Annotated in this window: 15 protein-coding genes; 6 read left to right on the forward strand and 9 right to left on the reverse strand. The window is 44.7% G+C overall.

Going from position 1 to position 18,750, the window contains the following annotated elements; translation table 11 throughout:
- Positions 1–29 precede the first annotated feature (29 nt).
- The 8 genes from NIAKO_RS15035 to NIAKO_RS15070 all read right to left on the reverse strand — a co-directional run bounded on the left by NIAKO_RS15035 (position 30) and on the right by NIAKO_RS15070 (position 10,574).
- The gene (locus NIAKO_RS15035; RefSeq protein ID WP_014219303.1) at positions 30–572 is read right to left on the reverse strand and encodes a thioredoxin domain-containing protein; all 543 of its coding nucleotides are present in this window, start codon (positions 570–572) and stop codon (positions 30–32) included.
- A gap of 29 nt (positions 573–601) precedes the next feature.
- A complete protein-coding gene (locus NIAKO_RS15040) occupies positions 602–5,167 on the reverse strand; it encodes a DUF5977 domain-containing protein (RefSeq protein WP_014219304.1) in 4,566 nt (1,521 codons plus the stop codon).
- 455 nt (positions 5,168–5,622) lie between these two features.
- Positions 5,623–6,027, reverse strand: coding sequence for a hypothetical protein (locus NIAKO_RS15045; RefSeq protein WP_014219305.1), 405 nt, complete (start codon positions 6,025–6,027; stop codon positions 5,623–5,625).
- Between the two features lie 89 nt (positions 6,028–6,116).
- Positions 6,117–6,533 carry a hypothetical protein gene (locus NIAKO_RS15050; RefSeq protein ID WP_014219306.1) on the reverse strand — a complete coding sequence of 139 codons (417 nt, stop codon included), beginning with the start codon at positions 6,531–6,533 and terminating at the stop codon, positions 6,117–6,119.
- 154 nt (positions 6,534–6,687) lie between these two features.
- Complete coding sequence (locus tag NIAKO_RS15055) at positions 6,688–7,155, reverse strand: hypothetical protein (RefSeq protein WP_014219307.1); 468 nt, start codon at positions 7,153–7,155, stop codon at positions 6,688–6,690.
- Between the two features lie 301 nt (positions 7,156–7,456).
- A complete protein-coding gene (locus NIAKO_RS15060; protein WP_014219308.1) occupies positions 7,457–7,855 on the reverse strand; it encodes a hypothetical protein in 399 nt (132 codons plus the stop codon).
- 63 nt (positions 7,856–7,918) lie between these two features.
- On the reverse strand, positions 7,919–8,569 hold the full coding sequence (locus tag NIAKO_RS15065) for a response regulator transcription factor (RefSeq protein WP_014219309.1): 651 nt from the start codon (positions 8,567–8,569) through the stop codon (positions 7,919–7,921).
- Complete coding sequence (locus tag NIAKO_RS15070) at positions 8,559–10,574, reverse strand: tetratricopeptide repeat-containing sensor histidine kinase (RefSeq protein ID WP_014219310.1); 2,016 nt, start codon at positions 10,572–10,574, stop codon at positions 8,559–8,561. The genes NIAKO_RS15065 and NIAKO_RS15070 overlap by 11 nt, the downstream gene beginning before the upstream one ends.
- A 175-nt stretch (positions 10,575–10,749) precedes the next feature.
- Here NIAKO_RS15070 and NIAKO_RS36795 point away from each other — a divergent pair, with 175 nt between their 5' ends.
- The 6 genes from NIAKO_RS36795 (at position 10,750) to NIAKO_RS15100 (ending at position 17,366) form a co-directional block, all read left to right on the forward strand.
- Complete coding sequence (locus tag NIAKO_RS36795; RefSeq protein ID WP_014219311.1) at positions 10,750–11,319, forward strand: hypothetical protein; 570 nt, start codon at positions 10,750–10,752, stop codon at positions 11,317–11,319.
- Positions 11,320–11,605: 286 nt separating this feature from the next.
- A complete protein-coding gene (locus tag NIAKO_RS15080; protein ID WP_014219312.1) occupies positions 11,606–13,264 on the forward strand; it encodes an ATP-binding protein in 1,659 nt (552 codons plus the stop codon).
- A 182-nt stretch (positions 13,265–13,446) separates the two neighbouring features.
- Positions 13,447–13,917: a (2Fe-2S)-binding protein gene (locus NIAKO_RS15085; RefSeq protein ID WP_014219313.1), complete on the forward strand. Its 471-nt coding sequence runs from the start codon at positions 13,447–13,449 to the stop codon at positions 13,915–13,917.
- Positions 13,914–16,076, forward strand: a complete 2,163-nt coding sequence (locus NIAKO_RS15090) for a xanthine dehydrogenase family protein molybdopterin-binding subunit (protein ID WP_014219314.1) — start codon at positions 13,914–13,916, stop codon at positions 16,074–16,076. The genes NIAKO_RS15085 and NIAKO_RS15090 overlap by 4 nt, the downstream gene beginning before the upstream one ends.
- Positions 16,077–16,123: 47 nt before the next feature.
- The gene (locus NIAKO_RS15095) at positions 16,124–16,699 is read left to right on the forward strand and encodes a hypothetical protein (protein ID WP_133055271.1); all 576 of its coding nucleotides are present in this window, start codon (positions 16,124–16,126) and stop codon (positions 16,697–16,699) included.
- A 388-nt stretch (positions 16,700–17,087) separates the two neighbouring features.
- Positions 17,088–17,366 carry a hypothetical protein gene (locus tag NIAKO_RS15100; RefSeq protein WP_014219316.1) on the forward strand — a complete coding sequence of 93 codons (279 nt, stop codon included), beginning with the start codon at positions 17,088–17,090 and terminating at the stop codon, positions 17,364–17,366.
- Positions 17,367–17,368: 2 nt separating this feature from the next.
- Here the strand turns inward: NIAKO_RS15100 and NIAKO_RS15105 are convergent, their stop codons facing one another.
- On the reverse strand, positions 17,369–18,742 hold the full coding sequence (locus NIAKO_RS15105) for a RagB/SusD family nutrient uptake outer membrane protein (protein WP_014219317.1): 1,374 nt from the start codon (positions 18,740–18,742) through the stop codon (positions 17,369–17,371).
- Positions 18,743–18,750 lie beyond the last annotated feature (8 nt).

Raw genomic sequence — 18,750 nt, forward strand, 5'->3', positions numbered from 1 at the left:
TTGATTGCATGCATTTACTTTATTTCCTTTTAAGGATTCTTTCGCTGTGGTTTGGTCAGGATCTTTTCCACTACAGGATTGGCAAGGGAAAAATCGGGTCCCATTACCGCATACAAATCTCCGCCTTCATCTACAAAGAACTTGCTTCCAACTCCCTGCACATCCAGATCAAAATGATGGTTCTGGTCCTTACTGGTGAGCCATTGAAAAAGCACGGCCTGCTGTCCGCCTTTTTTTACGTTCATTCCTTCAGTCAATAAGATATGGGCATCCTTATATAAGGTACTCAGCGTATCTGCATCCGGAGTTTTAAACCCGGCTTCTATGGAAGGAACACCTACTACCACAAGTGAGCCCTGGTATTTATACTGTAATTGAGCAAGCTGGCTTACGGTGATCGTAGTATCCTCAGCGGAAAGCGGAAGCACTACAAAAAGCATCTTTTTTCCTTTATACTGATTCAAGTCAAAATTGTTTCCATCCAGGTTTTTGACAGCGATACTGTAAATATCACCTGTAGGGCGAAATGAAAAAAGCAAAGTCGATGCAATCAAACTATATAAGTATTTCATACAATTCATTTATTATTTTTTGCGGTTCACTAATCCGAATAAACGGTGTTACAGGACCCGTATTGATCTGCCGTAAAGGGAACTCCATAAATCGTAATGACATTATAACCATTGGCCCAATAATTACATCCCGCAGAGAAAGAATGGGAATTGCGGCCTGAGTCATCAGGCCAAAAAATGATATCATACGTCCCCGGGGTTATGGCAAGCGGAACATCACTTGCATACGGTCGAATGTTAAAATAAAAACCTTCATCGGTGGTGTTATTGTAAAACCATACGTCAACATCCCGTTCGCCGGAATTGGTATACAGAACGTTTATGGTATTTAACTCACAGGAACCGTTTTCATTAGCATATTCCTGTCCGTTGTCATAGAGATCTTCTTCGGCCTGCGCATCGGCATCTTCCTGACTTATGGTTGAACTGTACCTGTTTGCCGGAACAACATAAGTGACCTGGGTACCGGAGCTGCCGCTCCCGCAATCGTTTTTCTGGAAATTAATGGACATTTCTCCACTATTCCAGAAGCACACACCATTTGCATTGGCATAGTTCTGGCCGTTTGCATTCGCATCGTTTGTTGCTTTATTGTTTGCATCGGAAGCACTGATGGTTGAAGAATAGGCACCCTGAGGAACAATGTAGTTTACAACACTGCCACTGCCACCGGGGGTACAGTTCTTTTGATACGAAGTAACCAACCGGTCGTTGTACCAGGTACAATAACCAATGCTATCGGCATAGGCCTGCCCTTTGGCATCAAGATCGTTTTGGGCTAACTGATCTGCGGCTTGCTGGCTGGATGCAGCATACATGCCGGCAGGAACTGTATAAGTAACAGAAGAAGGTGCGCCATTCAAGGTGCAATTATCTTTTGTAAACGTCCTGCTCTTTACTACGTTATGGTAAACAACCACACACGACCCGTTTTTATCTGCATTGGCCTGCCCGTTTGCATCAAGATCATTTTGAGCCAGTACATCGGCATTAGGACCAAAATAAGTGTTGGCAGGAACTGTATAAGTAACAGAGGTCCCGATTAATCCTGCGGTACCATCACAACCACTTTTTGTAAATATTTTGGTTTTTGCTGCGTTACCGGCAAGATCACAACTACTTTGCTGACCAACATAACTATAGCAGAACTTTCTCAGAATATTCGCGTTCTCATCTCTTATTAAACTTACCCTGCCAAAACCATCATATTCAAAGTAGGTAATATACCCCCGCTCATCGCATTTGCTGGTCATGCCTGTTAACGGTTCATAGGTAAAGGTTGACATTTTAGCTTCTTTAGGATGGAGGCGCAGTTCGTCTATACCTCCATTGCCTGTAATAGTTACAGTGGCCTGCCCTGTAACCTGGTGCTGATAATAAGTCCACCTAACACCATTAACCGTAATAGTTCTACCCTGTACAATACTCCCTGTATTACCGGTTACTGAGTAAGAGCCGCCATTGCTCCAATAGGAAACAAGATATACCGCCGCGGTATTTAATCCGGATTTTTGGATAGCCCCATTTAACAGGGAATAACTTTTGCCCCCCGTTACTCCATTGGTTGCACGGGTAACACTGCCAATATCCCAGTTCCCCGTTCCATCGGCCTCAAACGAGGTATATGCTATTGAGTTATAATCGGCATTACTGCATTGGGCAACCGGGTAAACAGACTGGTAATCCCAAATAAAAGTTTGAAAAATATCATTTTCCTTTTGTTGCTGCAGAATATTACCATACTCATCAAACCTGTTGAACCGGACTTTTGTTTCAACAGGACTGCTTTTGACCTGCACATCTACATTTTGAGGTTGCAGCAATTTTGTATTTCCAAACCAATCAGTATAATGTATGGTAGTAAGGGATTGTTGAACCCCGCTCAATAATTTCTGTTCCGAAACAACCGGAGAAACAATATTCCGGTCAATCATTCCCTGGTAAACATTACCGGAAGAAGAAAAATCGTAGGGATATTGAAAATTATCTGTAAGAATCTCACCCTTGCTATTATATTCCTGTGAACTGGTAACGAACGTGTGCCTATCATCATTATAATAATAATTCTTCCCTGTCACCAGTTGATTATTATTATCATCCCAGGTGGTATCTGATGTGGATTGCAACAGCATAGCGCCGGAATAAACAGGAAGGCGAATGAGGGTAAAACCATTTTTCGCCCAGGGAATATCAGAGGAAGTATAACATCCTCCTGTAAAAAGTATTCTGGTAGTTACTTTAAGCCCCATCATTGTATCAGCCCGCTGAACCTGGTATATATTTCGTTTTGAATGAATCAGGTCATAACCATTAGTAACGCTGTTGTATTTATAATCATGCTGCCAGCCAGGAAACCCATTTTTCCATTCATTCTGAATAAGCAGAACACCTACTCTCCCATAATCGCTCGATGCATAACCGGGCCCGTCTTCAAAAATTTCATATCCAAAATCACTTTTACCATTTATTGCGTTTCCCGATGCGTTAACCTGGTATTTGGTTACACTGCTGTAAAGTACCGGGCTGCCACCAAACTGGCTGGCCGGATAAACACTATTGGCATGATAGATAGTACCATCTGCACCATACGAATCAACATAATAACAGGAACTGGAATTATAATTGTTCCCACATCTCCAGCGTACATTTTCATAATTAACCAGTAAATAATTCGCTTCTGTAAGCAATTTCCCGATTCCATCTTCACCTACTCCATACTTGTATATATCCTTATTGACAAACTCCCCATTGATATCATAATTGGTCACAGTTTTCACCCTCAATCCTCCACCAATGGGCTGAACAGGAACATTCGTATAAGTTTGCACCCATGAAACTGTTGCCGTGGCAATAACATTTGAGTTGGTGGTATAAATATCGGTTACAATAGAATAGGTATGCCCTGTTATTACATTAAGAACCAACGTACCGGAACTGTAACTATGGTAAGCATCCGAATTGGATGCAAATAAAATTTGCTGACTGGTGGTCAAATCAGTGATCCTTACTCTTGGCCGGTCTGTTACGTTGGGGTAATTATAACTGCTGATGTATATATTAAAGCTATACCCTGTTGTATTTTCAGCTGCCGTAAAAGTTGCTGTATTGGTTTGCTGCACCCCGCCATATGCATCGCAATGCACTGCTTTGTTCTCCGTGTAATCAATGTGAGAATTATATTGATGGGGTTCAAATTCAAATACGGTCTTTCCCCTGGTAGGATATTCAATTGAATTGATATTACAAGCCTGCATAGCCGCTGCGTCAGGCTCCCGGTTCGCCGCCCCTATAGTGTAATACGCTCCATTATACAAAACGGTTTGGGTAGGCATCAGGGAAGAATTGCCAACCTGGCCGTTATTAAAACCCCATTTATCCTGTGCATAAGATTCCCGGGGGGCCATCGGCTGACTGGAATTATAGGTCATTCTATAACAATACTTCTGTGCATCCAGGGTAGACATAAAGCCAACCGAATCTAGTCTTAAGCGGTAATTTTTTTCATCAACCGTGCCATAAGGAATTGGATCACTGAAAAAATAGGACTGATAAAGCTTTATTTTTTTTACCAGTTTCAGCTGGTCATTTTGATTGGAATAAACACTTACTTCATCAAGCCTTTTTTCAGACGCCTTATCCTGTCTGCCACATGTATAACTCAAAGTTATTTTACCACCCCGCCAGCTTATCTCATTTGGATATAATTGATCGTTGTGGTAAACTGTACTCCTTGAATAGGTTGGCCCAAAATAAGAAACAGCATCACTACCTTCACAATTTGCCCCATATCCCAGCGTGTACCCAAAATTTTCATAATGGCTTACATTCACATCACAGGCAGTTTCATACTTAAAACTAATTGTATCGGTGCCATTTTGATCTATTATCATTGACAATCGCCAGGTACTGAAATAATCAGGTGAAGCAGAGGCGCCTACATAACTTGTACGCTCCTTTTTATCGAAGATATATTGCACTCCATTTTCATCAATAATCGTAAAATCATTCCCATTTTTGATTATCCGGTTATTGGTTCTTGGAATCTGCATAATAGAGCCATCCTTTTTGAAAATGAATTTTCCACTTTGTCCATTTAATGAATAGGAAAAAACATCGGGCTCTGTTTCATTTTCATGATACATCGACAGATATATCAGATATTGGGAATATTTATTTGCAATGCCAGTGCCATAATCTGCACCTGTTTGCCAGTTGTAAAGGGAATCGAAATCCGGAGAATTCAAATATCCGGCGGGGCTTTCATCCGGCTGCCCTACCATGTTCCTGGAAATGGCGCCAACGCCATTTAAAGCCCAACCCAGTCCAACACTCGACGATATTTCGTCTACACGAATACCGCCGGCATGGTAATCAAATGAAACAGGTAATTTGATCTTTCCAATGTTAATTTCATAAATGGGAATCGTAATCGCCGGAACGCCGGTTGAATAACTTACCGGCACATTTCCAAACTTGCCCAAACTGGCAACATCCGGAGACACCGTACTTACGTTAACCAGGTTTTGAAAGGAATTTTGCGCACTAACAACATGTGACAATAAGGCAAATGTCAATATAGCAATGACAATTTTCATAGCGTAACTATCTATTATTGAAAAAAGAAAAAGAGAATTGGGAAATCAGCGCCTGTGGTACCTTGAGAGAGTACCTTGTTTAAATGGCGGAATGAATTGAAATACAGCAAGTACGTTTAAATATACTTTTCTCATGTGGTCGGGTTCTTTAAGGGTTCGGACAAAGATAATATTATCCTGATAAAATATATTTATTTTATTACATAAATCAGAAAGATTTAGTCACGAAGTGGTAAAAACGATACACCAATTATCAAAAAAGATATGCTAGGTGACGTTTAGCAATAAGTGTGTGGAATTGGGGGACAGGTGTGTTGGGAGAAAAAGAAAGGCTGCCCCAAAATGGAACGGGTCGTCAATTCGCTTTCCATTGGAATTCAGCGGAAGTCCCCCGATGTGTTTTGCAATATTAAATATAGCTGTTTCAGCAGCAATAATGCTTTGAAGTGGAGAAATTACTCTCTTCCAATCTCTTTCTCCTCTTGCAACTCAGCGTATCGCAGCCAGAATAATTCATAAAATGATTTGTCGCCATCAGGCACTTCAATCTCACCTTCTGCATCACATACTTTATGCAATAAAGGATTATCATCCTGTAAGATCCTTTGAATAGCTAACCTATTGGTAACCTTATTTACGACCATTTGTCGCAAAGAAATAGCATGATGCATATCAGGCCACAACATTGGCTTATAATCAAAACATTCATCAAATATAAAAGAGGGTAAAGCCGCTTCATTAGTTAAATTATTCAATGAATCTGAATACACTTTCATATGTCTTTCTGCGTTAAAATCCAGATAAAGCGCAACAGGTTTAACCCATTTACGTGGGTCCATCTCCTTTTTCGCTATTCTCATGAGACGCTTTTGGTTATTACAGAAGGATAGGGCTAACCCTGCAGTCAGGCAAAAAACAATTGTTTTTATCTTCAAAGGTAAACGAGGCACTATTTGATCGTTATTTTGGAACCGTTATTTAAAATATCATCATAGGAATACACCAACCTTCTCAGATAAAGATTATTGGAATTAATAGAACTCCAGCTTGAATCCCTCATTGTCTTTTCTGCAATAACAAAAACCAGCAAAGTATCTTTTGCCATACATTGTCTCCACGCGGATTTAACACAAAGATATTCATAGAATAATCTTTGTTTTTGTGCTGATTTAACAAAGAAAACAGCATCGTTTGCCAGAATATCATGTCTATCAAATTGAACAAGTGAGGTATCAGGGTAGTTAAATCCGGGTAAACAAAATACATTCTGATTGAGCTGATTTTCAACTTCAATATAATTCTTCACCCTATGACATTTAAATGCCAAAAGAGGCAATAACAACAGAAATACTAATATTTTTTTCATTCTTATAATTTTCTGGCAGGCAGCACTCTAATACTTCAAAGTAACCTTTCTTGAAAATATGTAGTTAATTCCAAAAAAAGTTCGGCATTTGACTGATCGATCATCTGATAGTTTTTAGGGTCTTAATAAATTCAGATTTAGCATCGTTTTCGCCTCAAAAATGAACGTTCTCCTCAAAATAATAATAATTCTCCTCAACATTTCTCTTAATATCATTTAGCCCAAGCATTTTTGCACCAAATAAATTGTAGACATGCTGCACTTTTCCTGCAGCTGTTTTAAAGAGCAAAACATGAATATGATGTCCAGCTCCCCCATGCTCATAACCCAGCATGTATATACTGGAGGAGCCACCAATAAACAGTAATTTCCTATTTAATAAAAAGGGCGACAGGTTATCTGTGGCATTATATTTCTTCGTCGCCAGCCTGAACTTTCTCCCAGCCTTCTGGTCTAAATAATTTCGGATATACTTTGGTAACTGTCTATAATGCTCAACTGAAAAACTGTCCTTATTATACAACTCTATCTCAGAAAAAACTTCCTTTTTCCAAAGACTGTCCTGGGTAAAACCATTATAACCTGCAATCAGAAAAATACAATTTATGATAAATGTTTTCATAGTTATCGAAAGACTATATAGGATTGTTATTTACCGAAGCCGCTTCAGGAATTTTATCTGATCATCCCAAAACAAAATCTTTCTATCCTTAATAAGCGAAAAAAGAAGTTCATACCTGTCAACAGCCGGTTCTTTTTCTATGACCCCAATCAGATCACCCTTAAAAGCAACTTTTTATTCATCAAAACTTCTTATAACCCCGATGATAACCAATCCCGCGCATAAATAAAAGCTTTATCAATTCTTTTTCACAACCGTGCTGTTTTGGGTTATAAGTGTGTGAATTTGGCGGATAACTGCGTTACTCCGCATTGATCTTCACCTGGTACAACAGGTTACCTATATTGTTACTGATATCTTCCAGCAACAAAACCTGTTGGTACCGGCTCAGCGAATTGGAGCTGCCAAACATTTTTGACAACAGCGTTTTAAAGGAGGTGTGATCTGCCGTGGGGCGGGTATTATCGAGTGAAGTAAGATGCTGCTGGTATTTTGCCACCAGCGCATTGATGTGCTCATTGTTTTGCTGCGCTGCAAAATCAATCAGCTGCGGAGTGAGTTCCCGGTAAAACTTCCACCAGCTGTCAAATTCGCCATCATGGGTGCTCAGGTTGCGGTTCCGGCTCCGCACTTCTGTTAACATATTCCTGCCTGCATCTTCCAGGTACTGTAACGACCTGATGAGGTTATTTTCCTGCATAAAAAAGGCTTTAGGGAAGGCTCCTGCGAATTTACCATTCCTTTGCCCGCTTTCCTTGCTTTTTTAGCCCAATAATCCCATTTCCATGGCCTGTTTAACTGCTGCCGCCATACTTTTAACATTGAATTTCTGCATCAGGTTGCGGCGATGGGTCTCAACCGTAAGCGGACTTACATGCAGCTGTCCCGCAATGGCTGCACTGGTTTGTCCGTCGGCTACCAGCTTCAACACTTCCTTTTCGCGTTTGGTGAGCGCGGGCAATACCTGCCAGTCGCGGGCCGAGGGCCGGGCCATGATCTCTTTGGCTTCGCGGCTTAACGCCACCTGTCCGGCCAGCGCTTCATTGATGCAGCTCACCACTTCATCGGCTGAACAGTTTTTAAGCAGGTACCCGCTGGCCCCATTCTGCAACATGCGCATAATGGTGCTGCGTTCGTTGTGGTTGCTGAAGGCCAGCACGCAGGTACCGGCCGACAATATTTTTACTTCGCGGCACAGATCGATGCCGTTGATATCGGGCAGGGTGATGTCTATCAATACAATGTCGGTACCCGTGCCGGCTTTCTTTATAAAGTTCAGGAACTCGCCGCCGGTACTAAAGCAAATGGTGCTTACATAATCGTACGCCTGCATCAATACTTTTTGCAGGCCCTCCAGCACAATCGGGTGATCATCTACTATAGCAATGGTTATCTTTTTCTTATCAGCCAACATGGAATTCAATATTTATAGTGGTGCCTGCACCGGGCGATGATTCTATTTCGAGGTTGCCCTTCAGGTAACCGACCCGGTTCTTTACATTGGTTAACCCTATGCCCTTGGCCACATCTATCTGACCGGTTTTAAAGCCTTTGCCATTGTCTTCAATGGTAATGTAAAACGTATTTTCATTCTGACTGCATTGCACCAGGATGGCCGTAGCGCCGGCATGCCGCACCGCATTGGTGAGCAATTCCTGCACAATCCGAAAAATGGTCACCTGCATGTCCTGTGCTATATTCTTTTCAACATTGTACGCCTGAAAATCTACCTGCAGGTTGGGCGCCGTAAAGCTCTCGCAAATTTCTTTCAGGGCTATTTCCAATCCTGAGCTTACCAACGACTCGGGCATCATATTCCGCGCAATCCGGCGTAATTCATTTACCGATCTGTCGAGCTGGTTAATGATCACCGGCAGGTCTTTGGCGATCGCGTCTTCAGTGGTGGTGGGTGATAACCTCGACAGGTTGATCTTAACACCCGCCAGCATGCCCCCCAATCCATCGTGCAGATCGCCGGCCAGCCGTTTGCGTTCGCGCTCTTCGCCCTGTAACAACGCTGCAGCCAGCTTTAACTGTTGCTGCTGACTGACAGCTGCCAACTCCTGCTGATGACTCAGTTCTTTTTGCGCAACGAGTTTACGGCTATTGCGGTAATACAACCAGCCCAGTACGGCCAGGGCCAGCAGGAAAATACTAAAGCCTGCAAATAAAAAGGCCAGCAACTGGTTGTTGCGTCCTTTCAGATCGGCTTTTTCTTTGGCCGCCTGCAACAGCATGATCTTTTTCTGGTTCTCGGCGTTGTTGTATTTCTTCTCCAGTTCAATAATATCATTCTGGAATTTGGCGTCGTATAAACTATCGCTGAGTGCAATGTATTTAGACGCCCAGTCATATGCGGCTGATTTATTGCCTGTAATGGCATAAGTTTCGGCAAGGTCTTTATAATAGATGCGTTTATCGGTAACTATTACCAGCGGATTGTTTACCACCTCCTGCATTACGACCAGTGCGGCCTTATAGTCCTTATTGCTGAGCAGGGCTTTGTATTTGGCGATCATTAAGCGTTTAATGGCATACGCAGCACGGGGTTCGTTTTTTCCCAGGGCAATCCCTTTATCGAAACTGGCAACGGCCGCACCGTATTGTTTGCGGCGGTCGAAATAGGCGCCTTCGGCATAATAGTAAGTCAGGTACAGGTTGGAGTTGGGTTTAGGCGCTAGGATGCGGGCGGCTTTGTCGAGATAGATCTTTGCAGAATCGAGTTTATGCCCATACACATAGTTCTCGGCAGCATATACATTCACTTCCACCACCGTTTCAATGCGGATGGCATTGTCTATAGTGGACCGTTCGATGTGATCGATAGCGCGCATCAGGTACTGCGCTGCATCCTCGCGCCGGTCGGCATTCATAAACACGGTGGCAATGGCTTTCTCTACATTACCTATCAGGAAATCATCTTCCGATTGTTTGGCTACGGGCAGGGCTTTGTTTACAAAAACATCCATGGCGGCTTTTTCATCGCCCTTCATTTGTTGCAGTGTGCCATAGGCATGCAGCCCATAGCCGCGCACTTTGTATGCCTCCTTGCCGGTAAAAGCCTGCAGGGCGGTATCGCCTTTCAGCAGCGTAGCTTCAATGGCGGCAATATTTCCACTGGCATACAGGGTTTGGGCTTTATAAAACCAGGAGGCCGCTTCTGCAAAAGAATGTGGTTTGCTTAAGGCAATTCCGCGGTTGAGGTAATCCCTGATTTTTGCCGTATCGCCAATGAGCCGGCAAACAGATGATAGTTTAAGGTAGGCAAAGGCTTTGGCGCTGTCTACCGTAAGCGCCGCCGCTTCTTTTTCCTTCTTCGCCACATAGGCGGCATCATCATCCAACGTATAAACAAGCTGTGCGCTGCAAATGGGCACTATAAAAAAGAGTAACAGAAGCGAGTATAGGGTCTTTCTCATTGCTGGTGTTCGTTTGCCGTTCGATTAAACTTCAAAAATAACAGAATACACAGGTGCGCTCAAGTATCTGGGTAAAAATACCGGAAAACCAGTAGACAGAATTACTCAACCACCGGTATATGCGGCACTTTAATGCGTTTATAATTTTGCCCATATTTTTAAATCAATAACGGTCATGAAAAAAATAGCTTTAGTGCTGTTTATTGCAACAATCTCCGCAACAACTACACACGCACAGTTCTTTGAAAAAGGTACAAACGTTGTCAGCGCCGGCGTAGGCCTGGGCGGTCACTTCGGCAGCTACACCTATGGTTCCCAAACACCCGGCCTCAGTGTTCAGTATGAAAGAGGTATTTGGGAAGTGGGCGGTCCCGGCGTAATAAGCCTGGGCGGTTATGCGGGTATCAAGAGTTACAAATATTCCGGCAGTTCCGGCGCTTACCACTTCGATGAAAAATGGAACTACACCGTAATTGGGGTGCGCAGCGCCTACCATTACAATGCCCTCAACAACGAAAAGTTTGATGTATACGGCGGCCTGATGTTATCCTACAACATCCTTAGTTATAAATACAGCGATAACAGCGGCACGTCTACTTTCAAGGGAAGCGGCAGTTATGGCAGCAACCTGGGGCTCTCCGCTTTTGTTGGTGGCCGCTATTTGTTCACAGACAATATTGGCGCTTTTGCCGAACTGGGTTATGGGGTGTCTTATTTGACTTTGGGTGTGGCTTTTAAGTTCTAAACTTAATAGTCAGTAGTGAGTGGTGAGTGAGCTCGCGATTATTTAAACGTCCGAACATTCGGAGGCCCACTCACCATTCACCGCTCACCTTAACAATAATCCGGATCAATTTAATAATAAACCCGCCTTTCGTACAATAAAACGCTTCGCTACCCACTCGCCTTTAGCTATATTGCAGCTTGTTGCAGTTTTTTCGCAAAACGGATAATAAATTCAAAAAAACTGCATTTATAATAAGGCGCCATTCCTGCTGCACCGGGGAATGGTTTAAACCCGTTGGTTAATTTTGAAGCGTAGCATTGTTATACATAGAAAGATAACGTGGTTAATTCTATTTTCGGTTGTTTCACTTGGCATAGCAAGCGGTTTTATCTATTCCGGTAAAAAGAATATCGAAAAAAGCAATTCCGTCATCAATCAGACTTATGAGACCATTGAAGTGCTTCAAATGGCTATTACCGCCATATTTGAAACGGGAACTGTGCCTGATAACCTGCTCGATTCGCTGGAAAAAGTGACCCGGGAAAACAAGGACCTCCAGCCCGCCCTGCCCACCCTGCGGGAATACATTGCCGCCAAAAGACCCGCCGGTGAGATCAGGCAATTATTGCATTACATGCTCGACGAGGAAAAGCAATTACTCACTGCCAGAAAGGATGCCAATGTGCTGGTAAATCAGCATGTGGCCATTGTGCTGATCCTGGGCCGCGTGGGCGCGTTTCTTTTTGTGGTGATCATCCTGCTAATGGTAAACAAAGACATCACCCAGCATAAAACCACCCAGAAAAAGCTGATTGCAGCCATTGCAGAAGCGCAACAGGCCCGCAAAATGCAGGAACAATTCCTGGCCAATATGAGCCATGAAATAAGAACGCCCATGAACGGCATCAAGGGTATGACCGATCTGTTGCTGGAAACCCCGCTGTCAGACAAACAGCTTGACATGGCCGGCATGATAAAACGCTCCATCAATACACTGCTGGTGGTGATCAACGACATCCTCGATTTCTCAAAAATAAAAGCCGGCAAATTACATATTGAAAAGATCGACTTCAGCATTCGCGAGGTATTGAACAGTACGCAGTCGCTTTTTGCGCATTCGTTGCGCTCAAAAGGACTGCAATTGCAAATTGCCATCGACCCAACTATTCCGGATTGTGTTATTGGCGATCCGCACCGGTTGAACCAGGTATTGAACAACCTGCTGAGCAATGCCATCAAGTTCACCAATAAGGGTATTATAAAGATCGGGGTGCAGGTACAGGAACAAACCGCCGACACCACAGTCGTTCGCTTCAACGTAACAGATACCGGCGTAGGCATTCCCGAAGAAAGCATCGGTTATATTTTCGACAGCTTTTCACAGGCCGGCCTGGATACCACCAGGCGTTTTGGCGGAACCGGTCTGGGCCTTACCATTTGCAAACAATTGCTGCAATTACAGGGCGGCGATATTTCAGTAACCAGCACCGTGGGCAAGGGTTCTGCTTTTGAATTCTATCTGCCCTACGGGTTAACCAACAAACAGGCGCCCGATGCACCGGCCACCACCAGCACGCAGGAATACAACAACCTGTTGACCGGTAAAAATGTACTGGTAGCGGAGGACAATGAAATAAATCAAAAGCTGATTGAATTTGTGCTGCGCAAGGCAGGCGGCGCTGTAACCATTGCCAGTAACGGCGAGGAAGCCGTGCAGCACTTACTGGAAAACAAGACCTACGACCTGATCATCATGGACCTGCAGATGCCCAAAATGGATGGCTATGCCACTACCTACTATATCCGCCATCAACTGCGGTTAACCACGCCCATCATTGCCATGACGGCTACAGCCATGAAAGATGAACAATGGCAATGCTTACACGCAGGCATGAACGAATACATGACGAAACCGTTTGAGTTTGCGGAGCTGTATAAGCGGATTATTCAATTAGTTGATTGAAGAAGGCAGCTTAAAGCCTAAAGGTAAAAGGCTAAAGCCCAAAGCAAGACTGCTGTATTTGCTTTCAGCTTTAGGCTTTCTGCTTTAACCTTTTGTTTGATATATACAAGTGATTGTTTGAATAGCACAATCGCCGGTCCATGCAACCTGCCTAATTTAGTATTGCTTAATAACAATGCTATATGATCACTCTAACTGTGAACAATCAATCTTATAAGGTTGATGTAGAACCTGCCATGCCATTGCTTTGGGTGTTGCGCGATGTGTTGCATTTAACGGGCACCAAGTATGGTTGTGGTATGGCGCAATGCGGCGCCTGCACCGTGCATTTGAATGGTGAAGCGGTTCGCTCCTGTGTAACGCCCGTTTCGCGGGCGGTAAATCAAAAAGTAATTACTATCGAAGGACTATCCGCCAATAGCAGCCATCCTTTACAAAAGGCCTGGGCCGAAGAAGATGTGCCGCAATGTGGTTATTGCCAAAGCGGGCAGATTATGGCCGCTGCGGTATTGTTGCGCGAAAACCCCAACCCCACCGACCAGGACATCGACAATGCCATGAGTGGGAATATCTGCCGCTGCGGTACTTACCAACGTATTCGCAAAGCCATTCACCGCGCAGCCAGTCTGCAAAAAGAAGGAGGTGTACAATGAGCACTCATACTTTCAGCCGCCGCCGTTTTTTACAAACCAGTGGCACGCTTACGGGCGGTTTGCTGGTGTTGTTCTTTATTCCGGCCAGCGCCAAACGGCTGGGCGAAAAAATGGCTGGTACAGAAGATGTACTGTTTGCACCCAACGCCTATTTGAGTATTACGCCGGATAACAACATCAGAATAATGCTGGCGCATGTGGAAATGGGTCAGGGCGTATGGACCACCTTGCCCATGCTGATGGCTGAGGAACTGGATTGTGACTGGAATAAAATAATTGTAGAACACGCCCCACCGGGTCAGCCGTTTGTACACACGGCTTATGGCATTCAGATAACAGGCGGCTCCAGCTCTACCTGGTCGGAGTTTGACCGGTACCGCAACGCCGGTGCAACGGCAAGAGCCTTGTTGTTAACAGCAGCCGCCAATAAATTCAATGTGCCCGTTACCTCCCTGCGCACCGAAAAAGGATATGTAATCGCAGGCGACAAACGCGTCCCTTACGGCGAACTGGCTGAAGCTGCCAGCAAACTGCCGCCACCGGCAAGCGTTCAGTTAAAAGATAAAAAAGACTGGCAATACCTGGGCAAACCCATGCGGCGCCTCGATGCAAAAGCCAAAGCCAATGGGGAAGCCAAATTCGGGCTGGATGTAATCTTCCCGGATATGCTGGTAGCTGTAGTAGCGCATTCCCCGGTTTTTGGCGGAACCGTAAAAACCTTCGACGCCACCGCAGCCAAAGCGATCAAAGGCGTACGGGATGTAGTGAAAGTGCCTACCGGTGTGGCTGTGATAGCCGATCATTTCTGGGCGGCTAAAAAAGGAAGGGATGTGTTGAAAATTGACTGGGACCCGGGCGCCGGCAATAGCTTCGGCACAACCACACAATTTGAGGAATACCGGAAACTGGCTGCCACCAAAGGCATTCCTGCCGGTAAAGCCGGAAGGGTTGATGAAGCGATGGGCAAAGCAACTAAAAAGATCACGGCAGAATATGTGTTCCCTTACCTGGCGCATGCGCCCATGGAACCCCTGAACTGCACGGTTAAAATAACCGGTAATAGCGCCGAGATCTGGACCGGCACCCAAATGCCGGGGCTCGATCAAATGGCGGCGGCAAAAATCCTGGGCTTTGAACCCAGCCAGGTAACCCTGCATGTACAGTTCCTGGGCGGGGGTTTTGGCAGAAGGGCCACGCCTACTGCCGATTTTGTAAGTGAAGCGGTACAGGTAGCTAAGGCAAGCGGAAAATTCATAAAGCTGGTGTGGTCGCGGGAAGATGATATTCGCGGCGGGTATTACCGGCCGGCGTTTTTGCACCAGGTAAATATAGGAGTGGGCAACGATGGTATGCCCGCCGCGTGGCAGCATTCGATCGTTGGTCAGTCGATAGTGGCCGGTACGCCTTTTCAGGGCATGATAAAGGATGGCATAGATGCCACTTCGGTAGAAGGCGTAAACGATTCGCCCTACCTGGAATCAATTCCCAATTATGCTTTTGAACTGCATTCGCCCAAAACCCCGGTCACTGTTTTGTGGTGGCGCTCTGTTGGGCATACCCACACTGCGTTTGTAATGGAAACGCTGATAGATGAACTGGCTGCGGCCGCCGGCAAAGACCCGGTGGTGTATCGCCGCAGTCTGCTGAAAAGCAAACGGCACCTCGGCGTGCTGGAACTGGCTGCAGAGAAAGCGGGCTGGAACAATCCTTTACCCGCAGGTCAATTCCGGGGCATAGCCGTGCATGAATCGTTTGGCAGTTTTGTGGCGCAGGTGGCCGAGATCTCCATTGACCAGGGTCAGTTGAAAGTACACCGCGTGGTTTGTGCGGTTGATTGCGGCACCGCCATCAACCCCGACGGCGTGCGGGCGCAAATGGAAAGTGGGATCATTTTCGGATTAACGGCGGTGTTGTATGGCGAGATCACGCTGGAAAACGGGAAAGTGCAGCAACGGAATTTTCATGATTATAAAATGCTGCGCATGAACGAAGCGCCGCTGATGGAAGTGCACATCCTGGAAAGTGGCGAGAAAATGGGTGGCGCCGGTGAACCGGGCACTCCGCCTATAGCGCCTGCTGTTGCCAACGCCATATTTGCAGCTACCGGAAAGCGCGTGCGTCAATTACCATTAAAACCTTCTGATCTGAAAACAATGTGATAATCAGCAAATTCGATAATCCCGATAAATCGGGACAAGTTATGATAATGAAAACTACCATCGGCATCCTATGTATGTTCTTTGCTTTGGCAGTAGCGTCTCTGTCATTTACAGGCAAAAACAACAAAGCCAGCAATGACCGCATTGCTTCGCAGCATGCTTTTTTACAGGTATACAAGGTGTTTATGTCGCCCCGCTGTATGAACTGCCATCCGGCAGGCGATGTGCCCCTGAATGGGAACGACAATCATTTGCACCCACAGGGCGTAAAACGCGGCGTAGATGGCAAGGGGCTGTATGCCCTGAAATGCGCCAACTGTCACCAGTCGAAAAACACCCCGGGGCTGAATATGCCGCCCGGTGTACCCGATTGGCATTTGCCACCTGCTGAGATGAAGATGGTGTTCCAGGGTAAAACAGCCCATGAGCTGGCCTTACAAATAAAAGACCCAAAACAAAATGGCGGCAAATCGCTGCAGGCCCTGATAGCGCATATGAAAACCGACCTGGTTTTGTGGGCCTGGAACCCGGGTGAAGGCAGAACCACGCCGCCGCTCTCTTATAACGAGTTTTATAATCAGTTTAAGCTGTGGATTGACAAAGGGGCTGTTGTACCTGAATAACCAATAGACAATGGACAATCGGCAAGCGTTCATGTATTTATTGGCTCTTGTCTATTGCCTATTGGCATTTGCTGTTTAATCAGGTAAATTACCATTGTACTTATCAAGCAACTCAATACTTATTTGCCACTTTATATAAAATTTAATATACAGGAATAAAGCCATTTTGCTATTCCCGTGTTACTCCATTGCCATAATCAGGTCAAATGTTATTATTACAACAATAATTGCCATTGCCTTTTGTCAAATTGTGACATACTGTTGTTTGTAACTATATAAGGCATGCTTTACGATAAACTTATCTGGTCCCCACTTGCTACTCTATGACATAGATTCCAATGTCTTTATTTCTTTAAAAATCTTTCTATGATATTTTAAATTTTAAAGCATGAAAAAATGGAAAGTAATTTTCATATCCATTGCAATTGTAGTGGGTATCGGGGGCGCTTATGCTTCTTATAAACAGGATGGCATTTGTTCGTTCTATATCCAGTACCGGTATACTGGAGGCACCTATGTACCTGCGGGCGAAGAAGGTATAGATTATGCCTGTGTTGGCGGCATAGGCATCTGTACGTACTACCAGCCAAGCCCGTCGAGCGGCTATCTCCCCTGTCACTTCGGCTTTTATACTCCATTAGGTGATGAATTAAAAGCTAAAAAATAAAGTCAATATTCGTTTTGTTTTATCTGACTGTTTTTACTTAACCGGAGTACCTGCTCCGGTATCGGTAATGCAAATTTCAAGTCGTTGGGCGGCAGCTCATAGGTATTTCCCTGCACTGTGCGTAACAGTGAATGCGATTGCGGTGTTTGGTTTAACCGCCGCACATCAGTATACCTGAGTCCGCGAAAGACTAGCTCCTTTCTTCGCTCCTGGAGTATTACATTCAGCGCATCTTCGGGTGACGCTGCCGTGTAGGAAATATATTGTCCTGCCTTCCAACGGCTTTTTAATAATTTATTTAAATAGTACATCGCGTTATTTACATCACCCTGACGAGCCAGACATTCCGCCATAATAAGATACAATTCAGCTACACCCAATCCGGTAAATGGTTCTATTTTTCCATAATAACCAGGTTTAAACCCGGCGGTCGAGGATCTTGTAAAAAACACGGTACGCCGCAAATCCCCCGTCTTGTATAAAGCCAACAAAGTTGGCTCAACCAATGCCTGCCTATTGACGATAGCATCATATAACACATCATCATCGCTTGGCATCTTGCTTTGATAAAGCGTTTCTGCATTGGTAGCGCTCACAAGTAAAGTTGCATTCGCAATGACTGCATTAAAATCGATCAATGAGTCATATCCAGCCAATGAATTTTTCGCTGCACTTAATGCCTGGCCCCAGGCGCCCATACTTAAATAAACCCGGGCCAGTAAAGCATAAGCTGCAGGCTTACAGCTTCGATTGCGATGCAGCTGGTCGATAGCGGGGGGCAGCAGATCAACAGCCTTCAACAAATCATTTATGATTGTGTCATAAGTAACCTCTATAGTCCTTCGTTTCAACCCTTCATCCGGATCAATAGTGAGCCGGAGGGGAATACCAGTCGCCTCTGCAGCAGTTGCCGCATTGTAAGGCAGCGCGAATACCTGGGCTACATTAAAAAACGCAAAGCTGCGTTTAAAATAAGCATCTCCTTCCAGGGGATTTAAGATCTTATCATCAATGCTACCCCGTAACTTTTTTATTCCCGCCAGCACATTGTTGGTATAGTAAGCCTGGGTGTAGGCATTGTTCCAGTCGGGCACTACCTCATCGTCCTCAAAATTAAAGCGCTGATACCGGTAGGCGTTCGCAATGCTTTGTTTCATACCCGTTAAAGCAGCATCTGTAAAATAAAATTCATCGGCACAGATAAAATTTAAAGAAGTAGTAGGTCCAAATACATCTTCATTATCCAGCAGGCCCTGCATATCACCAGGCGTGGTAGGTACAATAAGTGCAGTCCCCTGCTTTTCTGTTAATAAGTCCTTTTTTTGACAGGCGGTTATTTGTAAAACGATTAATATAATTGCGACTGTATATTTCATACTATAAT

This window comes from Niastella koreensis GR20-10, assembly GCF_000246855.1.
Classification (GTDB): domain Bacteria; phylum Bacteroidota; class Bacteroidia; order Chitinophagales; family Chitinophagaceae; genus Niastella; species Niastella koreensis.

Coding starts and splice junctions, on each gene's coding strand:
- NIAKO_RS15035 (WP_014219303.1), bottom strand. CDS start 572: ATGAAATACTTATATAGTTTGATTGCATCGACTTTGCTTTTTTCATTT.
- NIAKO_RS15040 (WP_014219304.1), bottom strand. CDS start 5,167: ATGAAAATTGTCATTGCTATATTGACATTTGCCTTATTGTCACATGTT.
- NIAKO_RS15045 (WP_014219305.1), bottom strand. CDS start 6,027: ATGAGAATAGCGAAAAAGGAGATGGACCCACGTAAATGGGTTAAACCT.
- NIAKO_RS15050 (WP_014219306.1), bottom strand. CDS start 6,533: ATGAAAAAAATATTAGTATTTCTGTTGTTATTGCCTCTTTTGGCATTT.
- NIAKO_RS15055 (WP_014219307.1), bottom strand. CDS start 7,155: ATGAAAACATTTATCATAAATTGTATTTTTCTGATTGCAGGTTATAAT.
- NIAKO_RS15060 (WP_014219308.1), bottom strand. CDS start 7,855: ATGCAGGAAAATAACCTCATCAGGTCGTTACAGTACCTGGAAGATGCA.
- NIAKO_RS15065 (WP_014219309.1), bottom strand. CDS start 8,569: ATGTTGGCTGATAAGAAAAAGATAACCATTGCTATAGTAGATGATCAC.
- NIAKO_RS15070 (WP_014219310.1), bottom strand. CDS start 10,574: ATGAGAAAGACCCTATACTCGCTTCTGTTACTCTTTTTTATAGTGCCC.
- NIAKO_RS36795 (WP_014219311.1), top strand. CDS start 10,750: ATGAAAAAAATAGCTTTAGTGCTGTTTATTGCAACAATCTCCGCAACA.
- NIAKO_RS15085 (WP_014219313.1), top strand. CDS start 13,447: ATGATCACTCTAACTGTGAACAATCAATCTTATAAGGTTGATGTAGAA.
- NIAKO_RS15090 (WP_014219314.1), top strand. CDS start 13,914: ATGAGCACTCATACTTTCAGCCGCCGCCGTTTTTTACAAACCAGTGGC.
- NIAKO_RS15095 (WP_133055271.1), top strand. CDS start 16,124: ATGAAAACTACCATCGGCATCCTATGTATGTTCTTTGCTTTGGCAGTA.
- NIAKO_RS15100 (WP_014219316.1), top strand. CDS start 17,088: ATGAAAAAATGGAAAGTAATTTTCATATCCATTGCAATTGTAGTGGGT.
- NIAKO_RS15105 (WP_014219317.1), bottom strand. CDS start 18,742: ATGAAATATACAGTCGCAATTATATTAATCGTTTTACAAATAACCGCC.